The sequence below is a fragment of the Lunatimonas sp. genome (assembly GCF_020832325.1).
Taxonomy (GTDB): domain Bacteria; phylum Bacteroidota; class Bacteroidia; order Cytophagales; family Cyclobacteriaceae; genus Lunatimonas.
In genome coordinates this window covers 161,905-178,902 of the sequence record NZ_JAFIEU010000051.1, presented here as the reverse complement: position 1 = coordinate 178,902, position 16,998 = coordinate 161,905, and the positions used below count along the sequence as shown (strand labels likewise).

At 43.6% G+C, this 16,998-nt stretch carries 17 protein-coding genes; 10 read left to right on the top strand and 7 right to left on the bottom strand.

All coding sequences use genetic code 11. The features are described 5' to 3' along the window. Genes gmk through JJU34_RS20845 form a run of 3 tightly spaced genes read right to left on the bottom strand, consistent with a single transcriptional unit; the run spans window position 1 to window position 1,482 of the window. Window positions 1–576 carry a guanylate kinase gene (gmk, locus tag JJU34_RS20855; protein ID WP_228694369.1) on the bottom strand — a complete coding sequence of 192 codons (576 nt, stop codon included), beginning with the start codon at window positions 574–576 and terminating at the stop codon, window positions 1–3. Window positions 577–589: 13 nt separating this feature from the next. After that, window positions 590–859: an anti-sigma factor gene (locus JJU34_RS20850; protein WP_228694368.1), complete on the bottom strand. Its 270-nt coding sequence runs from the start codon at window positions 857–859 to the stop codon at window positions 590–592. Between the two features lie 23 nt (window positions 860–882). Further along, window positions 883–1,482: a sigma-70 family RNA polymerase sigma factor gene (locus JJU34_RS20845; RefSeq protein WP_228694367.1), complete on the bottom strand. Its 600-nt coding sequence runs from the start codon at window positions 1,480–1,482 to the stop codon at window positions 883–885. 123 nt (window positions 1,483–1,605) lie between these two features. On the opposite strand from JJU34_RS20845, the gene JJU34_RS20840 reads away from it, so the two are divergent. The 5 genes from JJU34_RS20840 to JJU34_RS20820 all read left to right on the top strand — a co-directional run bounded on the left by JJU34_RS20840 (window position 1,606) and on the right by JJU34_RS20820 (window position 8,805). Beyond that, a complete protein-coding gene (locus tag JJU34_RS20840) occupies window positions 1,606–2,478 on the top strand; it encodes a lysophospholipid acyltransferase family protein (RefSeq protein ID WP_228694366.1) in 873 nt (290 codons plus the stop codon). A 45-nt stretch (window positions 2,479–2,523) separates the two neighbouring features. Next, on the top strand, window positions 2,524–4,773 hold the full coding sequence (locus tag JJU34_RS20835) for a UvrD-helicase domain-containing protein (RefSeq protein ID WP_228694365.1): 2,250 nt from the start codon (window positions 2,524–2,526) through the stop codon (window positions 4,771–4,773). Between the two features lie 96 nt (window positions 4,774–4,869). Next, window positions 4,870–5,547: a DUF4290 domain-containing protein gene (locus JJU34_RS20830; protein ID WP_228694364.1), complete on the top strand. Its 678-nt coding sequence runs from the start codon at window positions 4,870–4,872 to the stop codon at window positions 5,545–5,547. After that, window positions 5,547–6,854 carry a UDP-N-acetylglucosamine 1-carboxyvinyltransferase gene (gene murA / locus JJU34_RS20825; RefSeq protein WP_228694363.1) on the top strand — a complete coding sequence of 436 codons (1,308 nt, stop codon included), beginning with the start codon at window positions 5,547–5,549 and terminating at the stop codon, window positions 6,852–6,854. The genes JJU34_RS20830 and murA overlap by 1 nt, the downstream gene beginning before the upstream one ends. 244 nt (window positions 6,855–7,098) lie before the next feature. Beyond that, window positions 7,099–8,805 (top strand): hypothetical protein, encoded by a 1,707-nt coding sequence (locus JJU34_RS20820; protein WP_228694362.1) that lies wholly within the window; start codon window positions 7,099–7,101, stop codon window positions 8,803–8,805. A 34-nt stretch (window positions 8,806–8,839) separates the two neighbouring features. On the opposite strand, the gene ftsY is transcribed toward JJU34_RS20820, so the two are convergent. The 4 genes from ftsY to rpmB form a co-directional block, all read right to left on the bottom strand. After that, window positions 8,840–9,796, bottom strand: coding sequence for a signal recognition particle-docking protein FtsY (gene ftsY, locus JJU34_RS20815; protein ID WP_228694361.1), 957 nt, complete (start codon window positions 9,794–9,796; stop codon window positions 8,840–8,842). A 93-nt stretch (window positions 9,797–9,889) separates the two neighbouring features. Continuing rightward, entirely contained in the window at window positions 9,890–10,042 is a 153-nt protein-coding gene (locus JJU34_RS20810; RefSeq protein ID WP_209329543.1) for a DUF4295 domain-containing protein, read from the bottom strand. A gap of 60 nt (window positions 10,043–10,102) precedes the next feature. Continuing rightward, a complete protein-coding gene (rpmG, locus tag JJU34_RS20805) occupies window positions 10,103–10,285 on the bottom strand; it encodes a 50S ribosomal protein L33 (protein ID WP_228694360.1) in 183 nt (60 codons plus the stop codon). A gap of 33 nt (window positions 10,286–10,318) precedes the next feature. Next, window positions 10,319–10,561 (bottom strand): 50S ribosomal protein L28, encoded by a 243-nt coding sequence (rpmB, locus tag JJU34_RS20800; RefSeq protein ID WP_228694359.1) that lies wholly within the window; start codon window positions 10,559–10,561, stop codon window positions 10,319–10,321. Between the two features lie 218 nt (window positions 10,562–10,779). Between rpmB and rocD the strand changes: the two genes are divergently transcribed. From rocD to JJU34_RS20775, 5 genes are all read left to right on the top strand, one after another. Beyond that, entirely contained in the window at window positions 10,780–12,051 is a 1,272-nt protein-coding gene (gene rocD / locus JJU34_RS20795) for an ornithine--oxo-acid transaminase (RefSeq protein ID WP_301005426.1), read from the top strand. A 30-nt stretch (window positions 12,052–12,081) separates the two neighbouring features. Further along, window positions 12,082–12,744, top strand: coding sequence for an HAD family phosphatase (locus JJU34_RS20790; RefSeq protein WP_228694358.1), 663 nt, complete (start codon window positions 12,082–12,084; stop codon window positions 12,742–12,744). Between the two features lie 341 nt (window positions 12,745–13,085). Further along, entirely contained in the window at window positions 13,086–14,156 is a 1,071-nt protein-coding gene (locus tag JJU34_RS20785) for a glycosyltransferase (RefSeq protein ID WP_228694357.1), read from the top strand. A 65-nt stretch (window positions 14,157–14,221) separates the two neighbouring features. Then, complete coding sequence (locus JJU34_RS20780) at window positions 14,222–15,529, top strand: nucleotide sugar dehydrogenase (protein ID WP_228694356.1); 1,308 nt, start codon at window positions 14,222–14,224, stop codon at window positions 15,527–15,529. 207 nt (window positions 15,530–15,736) lie between these two features. Next, window positions 15,737–16,942, top strand: coding sequence for a porin (locus JJU34_RS20775; protein ID WP_228694355.1), 1,206 nt, complete (start codon window positions 15,737–15,739; stop codon window positions 16,940–16,942). Window positions 16,943–16,998 lie beyond the last annotated feature (56 nt).

Here is a 16,998-nt window from a genome sequence, read left to right as displayed (position 1 = left end):
CTACTTTTGGTTGATAAAATCACCTACTAATTTCTCGGCTTCTGCAAAGGAACGGTCCAGTTCCTCGTTTACCAAAATAACATCAAACTTATCCTGGAAACCCATTTCAAATTTGGCTTTGTATAACCGTCTGGAAAGACTCTCTTCCGTTTCGGTGCCCCTATCCCGGAGCCTATCGGCCAAATCTTCGATATGGGGCACTTTCACAAATATGGCAAGCCCGCTGTCACCGAAGTATTTTTTCAGATTGAGTCCACCTTTTACATCAACATCAAAAATCACGTGTTTGCCAGAGTCCCAAATTCGATGGATTTCTTCTTTGAGTGTTCCGTAAAAGTTGCCTTCATATACTTCCTCCCATTCGATAAATTCATTCTGATCAATTTTCTGTTTGAAGTCCTCAGGGGTCAAAAAGTAATAATCTTTTCCGTTTTGTTCCGACCTTCCGCGTTTGTCCCGTGTGCAAGCAGAAATGGAAAAGCCCAGATTGGGAAATTTTTCAATGAGGTGTCTTACAATAGTGGTCTTGCCAGACCCTGAGGGAGCTGAGAAAATAATGGCTTTGCCTGTTGACATGCGTCGCTAACGTTTATTTTATCTCTTGGATTTTCTGGCGTATGCTATCAACTAGTTCTGTGGGGACCACATGTTTGGTGCATTTTGTTTTGAGAACATCCCTGATGGCCTTTTCTAGATGAAAGTGTTCGAAACAAGGCTGACATTTCGCCAATTTCTCATCCAAAATATGCTTGTCCTCCAGCTCTGCTTCTCCATCCAAGATGCTCTCCAAAAGCTTAAAACACTTACTGGCGTCGCTGCAATTAAGTTTACGTTGATTAGACGGGTTGAAATTATCCATTGGTAAATTTAGGTTCTTAACATCTATTGTTCTTCCTCTCCTTCAGTGTCATACCCCATATGCTGTGCATAATCTTTCAGCTTATCTTTGAGTAGGTTTCTCGCCCTGTGCAATCTGGACCGCACGGTACCTATCGGTATATCTAGGATTTTCGCCATCTCTTCGTAGGTGAACCCTTCGAGGTCACATAGGATGATGACGGTTCTAAAATCAACTGCCAAACTGTTTAGCGCATTGGATATCTCGTCCCCGAGCATGTCCTTGACGGCATCCACCCGCAAATCAGATGTCATATTGTAATCAACGTTATCCGAGTTATAATAAGTTTCAACTTCCTGATAATCTACCTTGGCGGGTTGCTTACTTTTCTTGCGGTATTCGTTGATAAAACTGTTTTTAAGAATTCGGAACAGCCATGCTTTTGCGTTGGTTCCCCGTTCAAAGGAATTGATAAACCTGTAGGCTTTCAGATAAGTATCCTGCACCAGGTCTTTGGCATCATCCTCATCAAAGGTAAGCCTATAGGCAAAGTTATACATGGAGTCTATGTGGGGCATAAACTCCTGGTCAAAAATGCTGTTTTTATCTTTATCGGAATATTTTTTTCGTTGTACCTCTGACATAGGGATTAAAATTACGAATTGACGTAATTTATAACTAATATTTAGAAAGAAAGTCGGACGATTTTCGTTATTTTGCCGTTTAGGCGGTGGCGAAGGTCCGCTGTCCATGCGTTACTTACCATCATGCTCTTTTTCAAAGCCCTCTCTCTACTGCCCATCGGCGTATTATATCTTTTTAGCGACTGCTTCTTTCTCTTCGCCTACTATGTGGTAGGGTATCGAAAAAAGGTAGTCCGCGAAAATCTGGCCTTTGCCTTTCCGGAAAAATCCGAAACACAAAGAAAGGCAATAGAAAAGATTTTTTTTAGGAATTTGACCGATTCTTTCGCCGAAACCATCAAGTTGCTGAGCATCTCTGAAGAAGAGGTTATCAAAAGATACCGACTAGTGAACCCGGAGATCGTCGTCAACAGGTTAGAAAATCAACAGGTAGTCATTGGGATGCAGGCTCACTTTTTTAATTGGGAAGGACACGTGGTTGCCTTTAGTCGCGTGGTAAACAGTGCCTGCGAGACCGTTTACCTTAAAATAAACACCCCCCTTTTTGAACGCCTCATGCAGACAATACGGGGCAGGTACGGAGGTACTTTGGTTGAAAGAAACTCATTTGTAAAACACCTAATCGCCAATAAAAACACCCCTCGGATGATCGGACTGGCAGCAGACCAGCGCCCACAGTTTTCGGAAATCCGATACTGGACCACCTTTATGAACCGGGAGGCGGCTTTCTTTGAAGGCGGAGAAAAAATGGCTAAAAAATTTAACCTACCCGTGATATACGGAGAAGTACAAAAAATCAAACGGGGCCATTACACCTATACCTACCGGTTACTCTCCGCACCACCCTACGACAATCACGCTCCGCACAGCATCACCGATGCCTATGTGGCTGCGGTGGAAGACAACATCCGAAAGGAACCTTCCCTTTACCTGTGGTCACACAACCGATGGAAAGAGAAAAAATCCAGCGGAAATAGTACCTTTGAATCAAAATAGGAATAAAGCCGGCAGCCGAGTCGGCAAGAGCTAACCAAAAAAACTATGGATTATTTGTCTAGTCTAAACCCCCAGCAGCGGGAGGCCGTGGAGTGTACCGAAGGCCCCTTGATGATCATTGCGGGTGCAGGTTCAGGCAAAACACGCGTATTGACTATCCGGATTGCTCACCTCATACATCAGAAAGGGGTGGATCCTTTTCAGATACTCTCGTTGACATTTACCAATAAGGCTGCTAGTGAAATGAAGCAGCGTATTGAAAAACTCATCGGGTTGGAAGCCCGAAATACGTGGATGGGTACCTTCCACTCCGTGTTTGCTAAAATACTCCGGGTAGAAGCTGGCAAGCTGGGCTATCCCTCGAACTTCACGATCTACGACACCGAAGACAGCAAGTCCCTGATCCGATCCATCGTAAAAGAGAAAAAGTTGGACGATAAGGTCTACAAGCCAAACACCGTTCTTTCCCGTATATCCGGCGCCAAAAACCGCCTGATCTCCTGGCAAACCTACCTAAACGACCCCTACGTGCGGGCTGACGACGAGGCTGCGCTAAAGCCAAAAATGGGTGAAATCTACAAAACCTATCAAGAGCGACTCTTCAAGTCATCTGCGATGGATTTTGACGACCTTCTATTCAATACCAATGTGCTCTTTCGTGACCATCCGGATATCCTAAACAAATACCAGCAACGCTTTCGATACGTGATGGTGGACGAATTTCAAGATACTAACCTGTCCCAATACCTGATAACCAAAAAGCTGGCAGCCGTACATCAAAACATCTGCGTGGTAGGCGACGATGCTCAAAGTATTTATGCCTTCCGGGGGGCAGATATTCAGAATATCCTGAATTTTGAGAAAGATTACCCAGACCTTCGAACCGTCAAGCTGGAACAGAACTACCGCTCTACCAAAAACATCGTCCATACGGCCAATTCTATCATCGCCAAAAACAAAGCCCAGCTCAAAAAAAACATCTGGACCGCAAACGATCACGGAGCTCCGATTGAACTGATCAAGGCCACCTCGGACAACGAGGAAGGAAGAATCGTAGCAACCACAATCTTTGAGGAGAAAAATAGCCTTCAACTGCAAAACAGCGACTTTGCCATTCTATACCGAACCAACTCCCAATCCAGGGCCATGGAGGAGGCACTGCGCAAAATGAACATCGCTTACCGCATCGTAGGTGGACTTTCCTTTTACCAGCGCAAGGAAATCAAAGATCTGATGGCTTACCTGCGCTTTGTGGTTAATCCCTCTGATGAGGAGGCGTTCAAACGTATTGTAAACTACCCCAAACGAGGCATAGGCGATACTTCCGTAGAGAAAATACTGGTTGCGGCCTACGAGCATGATATCTCGATCTGGGAAGTGATCACTCATGCCTCAAGCTTTTTGAGCGGCCGGTCAGCCTCCTCATTGGATGACTTCTCGGTGATGATCCGAAGTTTTGCCATGGACATGGAACGCAAGGATGCCTATGAGGTGGCCTCCACCGTGGCCAAGCAGTCTGGCATCCTCCGTGAACTTTACGAAGACAAAACTATTGAAGGGCTAAACCGGTACGAAAACGTGCAGGAACTGCTCAATGCCATCAAAGAGTATGTGGACAGTCCTGAGAATGAAATCAAAACCCTGGGTGCCTTCCTTCAGGAAATTGCGCTGCTAACGGACGAAGACCAAAATAAAAACAATCAGGATGTAGTTACCCTCATGACCATCCATGCCTCAAAAGGACTGGAATTCAAATACGTCTTCGTGGTGGGTCTGGAGGAGGATCTTTTTCCGTCCCAGATGATGATGCAAAGCAGGGAAGACCTAGAAGAAGAGCGACGCTTGTTTTATGTGGCAACCACCAGGGCTATGGATAGGCTTTACCTCAGTCACGCCATGACGCGATACCGGTATGGCAGACTTCTAAGCTGCGAGCCTAGCCGTTTCCTCGAAGAGCTGGATCCTACCTACATCAAGGTGAACAAAAAATTGGGCAGTTCGGCGGCGAGTTTTCAATTTCCGGGGCGAGAAGGCAATAACGGCTTTGTTGGACTAAAACGACCTGCCATCCGGGAAGGAATAACCGCCAAAGTGCATACCCCGAGCCCTGATTTCAAGCCCTCAAACACCAACAATTTGGCAGAGGGCATGCAGGTCGAGCACCCCAAGTTTGGCTTTGGCAAGGTGCTGAAAGTAGAAACCGAAGGGGCCAACCGAAAAGCGTCAATCCATTTCGATAATTTTGGTGATAAGACTTTATTACTTAGCTTTGCAAAGCTCCGGATCGTAGAGTAACATTCGGATAAGATTTTGAGTGGCAGTGGCTCCGGTTTCCTGAAACAGAAATTTTTTATAATTTGATTTCCTCAGGAACCCAAAACTAAGCAGGCCATGCAACTTTCAGACAATACGCAAAACACAGTTATTTTGAAAGAATACGGAAAAAACATCCAAAAGCTGGTAGACTTTATTAAAACCGTTTCCAGCAAAGAGAAACGTACGGAATATTCGTACGCATTGGTGGAATTGATGAAACAACTCAATCCCCAGCTAAAAACAGAGAGCGACCAAAAACTATGGGACGACCTGTACATTATGTCAGATTTTGAGCTAGATATTGACGCTCCTTTCCCCATGCCTCCAAAGGAGCTTCTTGGCAAACGTCCTCAGATAGTTGGCTATCCAGAAGGAGAGGTCAAGTTTAAGCATTACGGCAGAAACATCGAAAAACTAATTGAAAACGCCATCCAAATCGAAGACGATGAAGAACAGGAAGCGGCAATTATTTATATTGGTAAGTTGATGAGAAGTTTTCATTCCACCTGGAATAGGGAGAATTTTGACGACGGCATCATCATCGATGATATCAAGGTCCTATCGAAAGGAAAGCTGCACATTGACCTGGAAAAGGTGAAAGAAAACGGTCTTTTTGAAACTGCGACGCGCCGGGATTTCAAACCGCCATCCGTAAACGACAGCGACAACAACAACGTGCCCGGCAGAAAAACCTACCCCGGCAACAACAAAAGACGAAACAACATCCCGAACCCTAAAAAGAGACGAAATTAATGGCTTCATTCCGCGTAACGGGGGGACAAAAACTTAGAGGAGAAATCATACCACAGGGTGCAAAAAACGAAGCCTTACAGGTATTATGTGCGGTTTTGCTTAGTCCTGAGGATATTACCATCGAAAAAATCCCCAACATCAGGGATGTCAACAAATTGATCGAACTGCTGGGGGACATGGGAGTGAAAATCACCAAAAATGGCCCAGAATCCTACACATTTAATGCAGAATCCATCAACTTGGATTACCTGGAGACGGGAGATTTCCTAGCCAAAGCATCTGCACTTCGAGGATCTGTGATGATCTTGGGACCCTTACTGGCAAGGTTTGGCAAGGGAAAAATCTCAAAGCCTGGAGGAGACAAGATCGGAAGGCGACGAATGGATACCCATTTTACCGGATTTCAAAAACTCGGGGCCACCTTTCGCTACGATAAGAAAAAGGAAATCTACCACATTGACGGAAGTGAACTGCGGGGATGCTACATGCTATTGGACGAAGCCTCCGTTACCGGCACAGCCAACATTGTAATGGCCGCTGTAATGGCCAAAGGAAAGACCACCATCTACAATGCCGCCTGTGAGCCCTATATTCAGCAACTGTGTGCCATGTTAAACCGCATGGGTGCAAAAATCAGCGGAGTGGGGTCTAACCTGCTGGAAATTGAGGGAGTAACGGCTTTGAAAGGTACTACTCACACACTGCTGCCTGACATGATCGAGATTGGCTCATTTATCGGATTGGCAGCCATGACCCAATCAGAAATCACCATCAAAGACGTGCAGGTACAGCGACTGGGTATCATTCCGGAAATCTTCCAGCGTATGGGCATTAAATTGGAGATCAATGGAGACGATATCCATATTCCGGCGCAAAAACACTACGAAATAGAGACCTTCATAGACGGTTCCATTCTGACCATCGCAGATGCCATCTGGCCTGGATTTACGCCAGACTTGCTCAGTATTGTATTGGTAACCGCCACGCAGGCCAAAGGCACGGTGCTGGTACATCAAAAGATGTTTGAAAGCCGCCTTTTCTTTGTAGATAAACTGATCGATATGGGAGCCCAGATCATTCTCTGCGACCCCCATCGGGCGACTGTAATCGGGCTGGATAGGAAGTATCCGCTCCGAGGTATCCGAATGACTTCCCCCGATATCCGGGCGGGAGTAGCTCTGCTCATCGCGGCTATGTCGGCAGAGGGGACCTCTGTCATTGACAACGTCGAGCAAATTGACAGAGGGTATCAGTACATAGACCAACGGTTAAATGCGTTGGGAGCGAGCATTCAGCGGATAGAATAATTGCACAAATGTGCAATTATTCTATCCTTTTTAAAGGATCTCTGCTATCGATCATATTCCACGAACAAACCATCCTTTGATTAGGCATTCAACAAAATTGACTCAAACTATTTTTATTCATCCCCGAATATTTTAAGAAAATAGATTTTATATTTGGAGTTGATCGATCTTAGATTTTTGGCATGTTGCCTTGCTAAATCGCCGTACGAACCAAGTTTATCGATAATGTACTAATTGCGGGGAAATGAGAAAAACTAAATTACTAGGAATTTTACTCACACCTATTGTAACGATACTGATTTTTATCATATTAATGATAAAACTTGGAGTACTGATTATTGAGAGATCCATAGATGTGACCAATCTTTCGGTAACAGCCGGAGTCCCCTATCAACTTTACTGCGACGAAACCGACATACATTGGCAATCAAGCAATCCAAATGTTACTGTAAATGAGGGAGGGCAGGTCCTCGCCGTTGAGGACAAATACTTTCCAGACGGAAATGCTCAGATAACTGCGATTTCTAAAAAAAACAACGCTGTCAGCTGCTCCTATAATGTCACCATAGTACCATGGACAACAAATGGGTCAAAGATTAGCGATGTTGATGCAACTCCTATGTTTGAGATCTTCGGACTAAAAATCCATTATCCTGACACCAGGTTAAGCACCCAATTTATTCTACCCAGTATGGTCGTCCATGCAAGTATAGAAGGGGTAGTCTATTTTTCTAAAAACAAAAACTTATATAAAACAAGCGATAATTTCAAAAGCCAAACCCTTGTTGCTAGGTTACCTTTTCGCCCGGGAAAACAACGCATGTTAGTAACGCCTCTCGGCTACTTTCTGAGAGGTGAAAAATGTGTTTACTATTCAAGCGACATGGAAATTTGGGAATGCAGCCTGACGACCAACCATCCCGCATGGCTCTTAGACAACATGGATTTCTGGCATGATAGGCAGGAAAACAAGGTATATGTCTACACCTCAGAATACTCCGTTATTCCGGGAGCTACCCATTTACTTTATAGAGGAACAGTAGATCCTACCAAAAAACCAACTTGGGAAACAGTTTTTACGCTAAAGCCCGAAACAGACCTTCAAAATGACTCCGGTAATCTTCTGCGTGCAGCGAGACATTTCCATCTTGTTAAAGTAGACCCATATACGGGCGATGTTTGGTTTGGAACAGGTGACATGGACAATCAAGCTATTATCAAACGATCAACGGATAATGGGAACACGTTTAATTTAGTTGGAACTGGTTCACAGGAATACAGAACACTAGGATTTTGGTTTACTAAAAATTACATCTACTGGAACATGGACAAGACCTATCCAGATCAAATGATATTTAGAATCAAGAGAAGCGACCTAAACGAGAACAAATCAATTACTCCGATTTTAAATGCTGGCGTGACAAAGATTGGTGTGGACTACTTGGTCTATTCTGAAAATCTAAACGACTATTTTCCTGTCCCACGGGGTGAAAAATATACAGAAACGAAAGAAAGAGAATTATCTGACCACAATCAGGTAATAGCAGTCACTGATCCATATTACAACAGGAAGGAAATGATTGCTAACCTTACCAATGGATCCCATTGGTCTGTGTTTGATGTGAAAACATCCAATGGAGAAACCGTAACGCTACTTTCCAGTACCTCTGAGGGATTTCGCCGGTATAAGACAAGAGATAACCTGGGGAGAGTTTTTGGGATCCACGAGGATGCGGAAGGAATTGTGACCGTTGCAGAACTTTTGAGTATTCCTGCCTATGACGGAAAGAATGAAAAAGCCCGCTTGGAAGCAATCGTCCAAGCAGAGGACGGAACCATCTATTTTCAATCCTTTCACTCCATTTACGGAGGTTCTATCATCAGAGGAAGGTTAGATTGGCAAATGCCGATCGAAATAGATGAACTGGAGCTTAACCTAGAAATAAACTAATTTCAGCTACTAGTCAAAAAAGCGCAAACAGTTTCTATTTTTTCCTAAATAGTGAATCCACAAATTCTTTTCGGTTGAAAACCTGCAGGTCAGTCATTTTTTCCCCCACACCTATATATTTGACGGGTATCTTAAACTGATCTGAAATACCTATCACCACCCCGCCTTTAGCTGTGCCATCTAATTTGGTTATGGCAAGCGCAGTGATGTCTGTGGCTCTAGTAAATTCCTTTGCCTGTATAAATGCGTTCTGCCCAGTTGAGCCGTCTAACACCAACAAAATCTCGTGAGGAGCTTCTGGGATAAACTTCTGCATGACTCTCTTTATCTTGGTGAGTTCATTCATCAGGTTTACCTTGGTATGCAACCTTCCAGCGGTATCGACGATGACAACATCGGCTTTCATATCCACCGCTTTCTTTACCGTATCGAACGCCACCGAAGCGGGATCGGTGTTCATTCCGTGCGAAATCACAGGCACGTCCACTCGATCTCCCCAGAGAATCAATTGATCCACCGCTGCCGCCCTAAAGGTGTCTGCTGCTCCCAGGACAACTGACTTGCCTGCCTGCTTAAATTGATGGGCCAATTTTCCGATGGTAGTTGTCTTTCCTACCCCATTAACACCTACTACCATAATTACGTAGGGCTTGCTTGTTTCGGGAAGGTCAAAATCCGCCAGATCCTCAGTATTATTATCCTCTAGCAGACCAGCGACTTCCTCTCGAAGGATGGCATCAAGCTCGGCTGTATTCACATATTTATCTCTTGCTACCCGCTCCTCAATCCGGCGTATCACTTTAATGGTTGTCTCTACCCCTACGTCCGAGGTAATTAGGATTTCTTCCAGCTCGTCGAGAATTTCATCATCCACCTTGGATTTACCGACGATTGCCTTTCCCAGCTTTGAAAATAGATTTTGACTGGACTTTTCCAGCCCCTTATCCAAGCTTTCCTTTTTCTCTTTGGAAAAAAAACCGAAGACTCCCATATGTTATTTTTTTTCAGTCCCGAATATAGGCAAAAATCCCTTTCGATGTTAATCGAAAGGGATCCTATGAAAACACTACTCGTAAAACAATCCTTATTTTTTCAAGGTCTCCTGAACCAATGTGGAGGGAACCATCTCTTCTTTAAAGGTGTATGAACCTGTCTTCTCAGACTTCACGGCCCTTATAACTTTGGAATAGGTAATCCCACCTTCTTTCTTTAATGTTGCAACTACTTTCTTTGCCATGATTTGTTCGTTTTACTGCTTTCAATCATCAACCCTCTGACTAATGAAGAGAAAGCGGGTTTATTTAATTTCTTTGTGAACAGTCATCTTTTTCAAAATCGGATTGAATTTCTTCAACTCCAAACGTTCTGTGGTATTCTTCCTGTTCTTGGTAGTAATGTACCTGGATGTGCCTGCCTGACCACTGGTTTTGTGCTCGGTGCATTCCAATATTACTTGTACTCGGTTACCTTTCTTAGCCATCGCTTTTTTATGTCTTTTTTAAATAGGTAAGTCTTATTTTATGATAATGGCACCGCTTTTCTGCGCATCCTTCAATACTGCAGTGATACCTTTCTTGTTGATTGTCCTGAGTGCTTTGGAACATACCTTAAGGGTAATCCAAGCATCTTCCTCAGGAATATAAAAGCTTTTCTTATGCAGGTTTGGGTAGAACATCCGCTTTGTCTTATTATTCGCATGGGATACATTATTACCTACCCGAGGCCTCTTTCCGGTGATGTCACAAACTTTTGCCATGATCTATATGAAGTGTCTAAATTTTAGCCTTTTAACTTTTGAGTCTGCAAATATCGGAAGTTTTCATGGAATTCCAAAAACAGCATTGCATTTTTATTTGATAAACACTTGTAATTCATCTTTTTGGTATCCGTTCTTTATTCCGAAGGGCATTTCCTATATTTGCCCCTGAACGTAATCCGATCAACGGAAGCCTGCAAACCGAAAAAAAACTGAATATGTTTGATGAAATCACAGCCAGTGAACAAGCTATCGCCTTAGAAAACGAACATGGAGCACATAACTACCATCCGCTTCCTGTAGTTCTCACCAAAGGAAAGGGGGTTTTTCTCTGGGATGTGGAAGGAAAAAAATACTATGATTTTCTGTCTGCCTACTCAGCTGTAAACCAAGGGCACTGTCATCCCCGCATATTGAAATCCCTGCAAGATCAGGCAGCAACACTGACACTTACGTCTAGGGCATTCTATAATAATGTGCTTGGGCCTTACGAGAAATACCTGACGGACTATTTTGGCTTTGATAAAGTGCTACCCATGAATACCGGAGTAGAAGCAGTGGAAACTGCGATTAAAATAGCAAGAAAATGGGGATACGAACGAAAAGGTATTTCCGAAAACGAAGCCAAAATAGTAGTTGCCGATAACAATTTTCATGGCCGCACGACCACGGTCATATCATTCTCCAGTGATGACAATGCGCGTAAGAATTTTGGCCCTTTTACACCAGGGTTTATTGGTATTCCCTATGACGACCTTCAGGCACTAGAGTCGACCCTGCTAGAAAATCCGGACATCGCTGCGTTTTTAGTTGAACCCATTCAAGGAGAGGCTGGCGTATTTACTCCAGCAGAGGACTATCTCGCGAAAGCCGCTGCGCTATGCCAGAAGCACCATGTACTCTTTATCGCTGATGAAATCCAGACTGGCATTGCCCGTACAGGTTCCCTCCTGGCGGTTTGCGGCAACTGCTCCTGCGAAAACCACTGCGAAAAACAGGAAAGCTACATACGGCCGGATATCTTGATACTTGGAAAAGCCCTTTCGGGTGGGTTCTTTCCCGTTTCCGCCGTATTGGCAGATAACTCGGTCATGGAGGTCATACAGCCAGGCCAACATGGGTCTACATTTGGAGGCAATCCATTGGGTGCAAAAGTCGCCATGACTGCTTTAGAAGTAATCAGAGAGGAGAGATTAGCCCAAAACGCCCGAAAACTTGGACATATTTTCAGAAAGCGGATGCAAGCGCTGGTAGATAGATCTCCATTGGTCAGTGCCGTTCGCGGCAAAGGCCTATTAAATGCAATCGTGATCAATTCCCCCTCAGAAAGCTCCACGGCATGGGACATATGTTTAGCCTTACGAGACAACGGACTTCTGGCAAAGCCCACTCACGGCAATATCATTCGATTCGCCCCACCATTGGTAATGACCGAGGAACAGCTTTCGGATTGCTGCGATATCATCGAAACAACTATTTTGGGCTTTTAGGAAGAATAACCGATATCTATTGATTATACAATGAGTAACAAAGCAGTTATTTTTGACATGGATGGCGTCATTTGCCACACCAACCCGTATCATTCCAAAGCCTTTCAGGTATTCTTTGCAAAGCGAGGCTTACACCCAACAGAAGAAGAATTCTCCCAGCACATGTATGGAAAAAGCAACAGCTACATATTTAGGCACTTCCTTGGAAGGGAAGTCTTGGGAGACGAATTTGCAGCTTTGGAGGAAGAAAAAGAAGGGTTGTTTAGAGAGATCTATGCAGAAAAAGTCACGCCTATCACTGGTTTTATGGAGTTTTTTAATGATCTGAAAACTGAAGGTTTGAAAACCGGAGTAGCTACTTCTGCACCCTACGCCAATTTGGCACTCATCATGTCTAAACTTGGCTTTGAACCTAAAATGGAATCTATCCTAGCCAGCGAACACGTAACCAACCACAAGCCGGATCCGGAAATTTACCTTAAATCAGCCTCCAATCTAGAGACTCCCCCCTCGCAATGTTTGGTATTTGAAGACTCTCACTCAGGTGTTTCTGCGGCCTTAAACGCCGGAATGCGGGTTGTCGGCGTATTGTCGTCGCACACACGGGATGAACTACCCCCATGCAGCTATTACATCAATGACTACCAAGACGTAGATATCAAACTCGTGGAACGAATTTTTGCTAAAAGGTAGCCTCTCAATATGCTAGCGATCGATCAGAAAACCTTTGGGTACAACCTTCAAAAAAAATGGAGATTCTATCGAAATAAACCCAAGCACCATGTCCAATCCATTGGAGACGTTCGATATAACAGAGAACACCGTATGACCCACACCAAAGTGTCTGTAATTGAAAAGTATAACAAGATTTTAACAGATTTATCTTTAAAGTTTATTAAATTTGTTGCCGAAAAAAATCACCTTTTAACCTGTTGAAAGCTATCAAAAAGCTCTCCTCAGAAGTAGATATTTTGTAATTTAAATTACTCAACCATTCTAATTTTGTTTATTCCTGGCAAAAAAATAATGTCTAAATGAAAAAAATCATATTGGTTTCAAGCTATACTTTTCACTACCGATTAAAAGTTTATAATTATTTTTCAAAAAGGTTTAGGGAATTAGGGTACGAGTTTATCCTGCTAACAGAAGGAAAAGACGATATAGACGACAAATTAGAATTTCGTACTATTATAGAAAAGTCGCGTGTATTGAGTTATATCAAGCATTTGGAACGAGAAAAACCAGACACAGTCATCACCTTTCTTACGTTGAAGGATCTGGTTAATTTTCCGATATCTATATTTTGCAGGGCAAAAAATATTCCGCTCGTTACATGGACAAAAAGCATCGACATCAAAACACCCAACCACCTCATTAAAAACTTTTTATACCACAAACTGCATGATTTAAGTGACGCGATGGTACTGTACACGCCGAACGAAATAAAGTATGTGCAGGAAAAGAACCGCCCTAAGGTATTCTTCGGCTACAATACCCTTTCCTTTGACAGTTTTGATAAAGAGAAAGTCCCGGGGCTGGACTATGTGAAAGAAAAATATGGTATTCGAGAAGATACCATTGTCCTTTTTGCGGCGACCATCAAACCAGACAAAAATCTGGATGCTCTGTTAAATTTCCCCTGTACGAATAAGGATATAGCCATTGTAGTGGCAGGGAGGGGAATAAACCAACAGCAAAAGGATAAAATAAACGAGCTGGAGAACTACTATTACATTGGTCAGGTACCCTATGATGATTATGAAATGAATGCGCTTTTTAAATCTGCAAGTTATTTCACAACGCCGGGAGATCTTGGGTTGGCACTTAATCAAGCATTATTCTGGGCAAAACCGGTAGTAGCTTTGGACGGCCCACACTCAGTGGAGGTCTACTACCTCAAAAGCGGTTACAACGGATACCTGGCTAAAGATATGCCTGATTTTTGGACGTTTATAGAAACGATGCAAAAAGATCAAACCGCCTATAGTAGACTTACAGAGAACTGTAGGGAAACATTTGAAAACAAAGCGGCTATTCCAAATATGTTTAAAGGCTTTATGGATGCAGTCAATTTTGCTATTGAACGAAAGAAAGCAGTTCGTTAGAAGCTACGTAAAATTGTCCGTCTACGTCGTATTGAAATTTATCGCAAACGTAAAAATTACAAAAAATGAACATTTCGATTTTTGGATTGGGGTATGTGGGCTGTGTAAGCCTGGGGTGTCTGGCAAACAACGGACATAGAGTTATCGGAGTAGACATCAATGATTTTAAGGTGGACTTGATAAATTCAGGACAGCCTACGATAGTTGAAAAGGACATCGACAGGATAATCAAAGAGCAATTTGACGCAGGAAGGATTTCCGCCACTACGGATGCCAAGCAGGCAGTATTTGATTCCGAGATAAGTATCGTCTGCGTCGGTACCCCATCTTCACCGCAAGGGCATCTAAACCTCTCTTATATATTCAAAACCGCAGAGCAAATTGGGGAAGCGCTGCGTGAAAAGGACTCTTTTCATACCGTTGTTATTCGAAGCACCGTATTACCGGGAACCAACAGAAAGTTTGGCGAAATCATCGGCCAATTTTCCAATAAGGAACGTGGAAAAGACTTTACCGTTGTCTCGAATCCGGAGTTTCTAAGAGAAGGAACAGCCGTCAAGGACTATAATAACCCGTCTGTGACCGTGTTGGGAGGAGATAATCCCGCAGTAGTGGAAAAGGTAGCCTCCCTGTACAGACATTTGGATGCACCCATTGAAATTACAGACATCGAAGTGGCTGAAATAATCAAATACGTAAACAATGGCTTTCATGCATTGAAGATCTCCTTCGCAAATGAAATTGGAAATATTTCAAAAGCACTTAATATAGACTCTCACAAAGTGATGGACTTGTTTTGCAAAGACACTCACCTAAATATATCTCCAGCATATTTCAAGCCTGGTTTTGCGTATGGAGGTTCTTGTCTGCCAAAAGATCTCAAAGGCTTAGTAACACTCGGCCATGACCAATATGTTGCGACGCCGGTTTTAAGTGGTGTCCACGAGTCGAATGAAAACCAAAAAAGAATTGCCTATGAGCTGATCGAGAGAACCGGCAAAAGAAACATTTGTTTTATTGGTCTTTCGTTTAAGGAAGGGACTGACGATTTGAGATATAGCCCATCCGTAGATCTTGCAGAAAAGCTTATTGGAAAAGGATATAAAATTACCATATTCGACGAAAACGTTCATCTATCCAAGTTAGTGGGTGCCAACAAATCATTTATTGATGAGCACCTACCGCACCTCTCCGAGCTCATCGTTGGTCAGGTAGAACAGGCCATTTTGCAAGCCGAAGTCGTTTTGATCAACCATAGAAATTTCGATGGCGGGAAATACAAGGAAATCTTGAAAGAAAAAACAGCTGTGGTAGATTTGGTCAGAATTCCGGCACTTGAGGACCTTCCCAACTACGTGGGATTATGCTGGTAATTGACTGATGAAATTAACAATTCGATAACACAACAATGTCCTCAAAACTCGTATTTGGGGACATTTTTATTTATTTAACCGAAATGACGTCCATGTGAGAATAATAAACCGCAGCTATTTTTAACAAATTGATAAAGTATAAAGCTACTTTTTTGACTGTCTGCTGTCTTCCTTTGCAGCGCTGTATTAATAAAACTTATTCTCTTCATGCGAAACCTTTTCGTCTGGCTCATTATGGCAAAGCTCATGATGTTGGCAGAATTAAGGGCCTCTTCCTTTATGCCCATAGACTCGGTAATGGAAGACCTGCCTATAGTCGGAAAAAACTGGTCTGAGGTTGTCAAATTCCGGGGATACGCCCAATTGCGGTACAATCGACTGCTGGAAACCAATCCTCTCTTAGCGTGTGATCAATGTGACAAATCATGGGGTGAAAATGGTGGGTTCTTCTTCCGAAGGATCCGAATGATCTTCTCAGGAGACATCCATGAACGCATCTATTTCTATATTCAACCGGATTTCGCCTCTGGGGGCAGCCATTTGGCGCAGATTCGGGATGCCTATTTTGACCTGGCATTGGATGCCAAACAGGAACTCCGTCTCCGCATTGGCCAGAGCAAAGTTCCTTTCGGGTATGAGAATCTTCAGTCCAGCCAAAACCGCATTCCACTGGACCGAAATGACGGTTTGAACAGTGCCGTAGCAAACGAACGCGACATTGGGCTTATGCTGTACTTCGCCCCCAGTAAAATCCGCGAACGTTTCCGGTATTTGGTCTCATCGGGGTTAAAAGGATCCGGAGATTACGGTGTGTTGGCCATCGGTGCATACAACGGACAAACCGCAAACCAGCCCGAAAAGAACAACTCGCTGCATACCGTAGGTAGAGTTTCTTATCCATTTGAGCTCGGTAATGGTCAGTTCATCGAGGGATCCCTACAGGGCTATTCCGGCAAATTCGTCATCAACAGGCAAATGTTGGTAGATGATAGCCCGACCGAATTCAGGGAATACCGATATGGAGCTACGTTGGTGGTATTCCCACAGCCTTTTGGCTTACAAGCGGAATATAATTGGGGCAGAGGCCCTGAATTCAACCCAACAACGGGAGACATCGACAACAAACCCTTGGAAGGAGGATACCTGCTCGCTTCCTATTATGTGACATCCAGAAAAAGCCTGTATATTCCCTTTTCCAGATACCATTATTACAGCGGAGGTAAAAAACACGAGTTTGACGCGACGAAACACCGGGTCAAAGAATGGGAAATCGGCGTAGAATGGCAACCAAACCGCAATTTTGAGTTAGTAGCCATGTACACGGTTTCAGATAGAACCTTTGAAAACTCTCTAAACCCCTCCAATCGGCAGCGAGGTAGCCTACTACGCCTTCAAGCACAGGTAAATTTCTGATTCCATACAGTATCGGCTAATAATTGGTACCTTTGGGCTGCAATAACGTTAAACCA

Coding starts and splice junctions, on each gene's coding strand:
- ftsY (WP_228694361.1), bottom strand. CDS start 9,796: ATGGGAGTCTTCGGTTTTTTTTCCAAAGAGAAAAAGGAAAGCTTGGAT.
- murA (WP_228694363.1), top strand. CDS start 5,547: ATGGCTTCATTCCGCGTAACGGGGGGACAAAAACTTAGAGGAGAAATC.
- JJU34_RS20840 (WP_228694366.1), top strand. CDS start 1,606: ATGCTCTTTTTCAAAGCCCTCTCTCTACTGCCCATCGGCGTATTATAT.
- JJU34_RS20810 (WP_209329543.1), bottom strand. CDS start 10,042: ATGGCAAAGAAAGTAGTTGCAACATTAAAGAAAGAAGGTGGGATTACC.
- rpmG (WP_228694360.1), bottom strand. CDS start 10,285: ATGGCTAAGAAAGGTAACCGAGTACAAGTAATATTGGAATGCACCGAG.
- JJU34_RS20835 (WP_228694365.1), top strand. CDS start 2,524: ATGGATTATTTGTCTAGTCTAAACCCCCAGCAGCGGGAGGCCGTGGAG.
- JJU34_RS20850 (WP_228694368.1), bottom strand. CDS start 859: ATGGATAATTTCAACCCGTCTAATCAACGTAAACTTAATTGCAGCGAC.
- JJU34_RS20775 (WP_228694355.1), top strand. CDS start 15,737: ATGCGAAACCTTTTCGTCTGGCTCATTATGGCAAAGCTCATGATGTTG.
- JJU34_RS20785 (WP_228694357.1), top strand. CDS start 13,086: ATGAAAAAAATCATATTGGTTTCAAGCTATACTTTTCACTACCGATTA.
- gmk (WP_228694369.1), bottom strand. CDS start 576: ATGTCAACAGGCAAAGCCATTATTTTCTCAGCTCCCTCAGGGTCTGGC.
- JJU34_RS20830 (WP_228694364.1), top strand. CDS start 4,870: ATGCAACTTTCAGACAATACGCAAAACACAGTTATTTTGAAAGAATAC.
- JJU34_RS20780 (WP_228694356.1), top strand. CDS start 14,222: ATGAACATTTCGATTTTTGGATTGGGGTATGTGGGCTGTGTAAGCCTG.
- rocD (WP_301005426.1), top strand. CDS start 10,780: ATGTTTGATGAAATCACAGCCAGTGAACAAGCTATCGCCTTAGAAAAC.
- JJU34_RS20820 (WP_228694362.1), top strand. CDS start 7,099: ATGAGAAAAACTAAATTACTAGGAATTTTACTCACACCTATTGTAACG.
- JJU34_RS20790 (WP_228694358.1), top strand. CDS start 12,082: ATGAGTAACAAAGCAGTTATTTTTGACATGGATGGCGTCATTTGCCAC.
- JJU34_RS20845 (WP_228694367.1), bottom strand. CDS start 1,482: ATGTCAGAGGTACAACGAAAAAAATATTCCGATAAAGATAAAAACAGC.
- rpmB (WP_228694359.1), bottom strand. CDS start 10,561: ATGGCAAAAGTTTGTGACATCACCGGAAAGAGGCCTCGGGTAGGTAAT.